This is a genomic window from Vibrio ouci (assembly GCF_004551525.1).
In the GTDB taxonomy this organism is placed as follows: Bacteria; Pseudomonadota; Gammaproteobacteria; order Enterobacterales; family Vibrionaceae; genus Vibrio; species Vibrio ouci.
On record NZ_SATR01000392.1, the window covers coordinates 1 to 404 of the forward strand.

General features: G+C 46.5%; 1 protein-coding gene. It reads right to left on the reverse strand.

Going from position 1 to position 404, the window contains the following annotated elements; all coding sequences use genetic code 11:
• Positions 1-404: transposase (locus ELS82_RS26020; RefSeq protein WP_341867203.1), on the reverse strand; the 404-nt coding region annotated here is incomplete at both ends.

The window sequence follows — 404 nt, forward strand, 5'->3', positions numbered from 1 at the left end:
GAGGCGTGCTTGCCAATGAGTGGGGAGCTCTGGGTTACTGCGCTGTGCCTGGGGTGAGACTGGCATAGAGATAAGCATGTCGTTATCAGCAAAGTGCTCAACAACTTCATATCTTAGCTTTCGTTTTACAGGGGTTAACCAATGACAACTGGAAGCTGCTTTGCTCCATGCAATCAACAAGTCAGCAGAAAAATAGCAACGGTCAAATAATGTGAGTGAGTTTGCTGGCACATCACCTAATAATCGGCGTGCTAGCGTTGCTTCACCGACCTGACAGGCATCAAAAGCAGCCCCTATCATAAAGCGAGTTTCGGTCGCCATTAGGCCTACCATACGTAGTTGAGGATATGGCTTATATTTTTGAGAAATAAACCCAAATGCTTGCGCATTATCTTCGGAGTCCT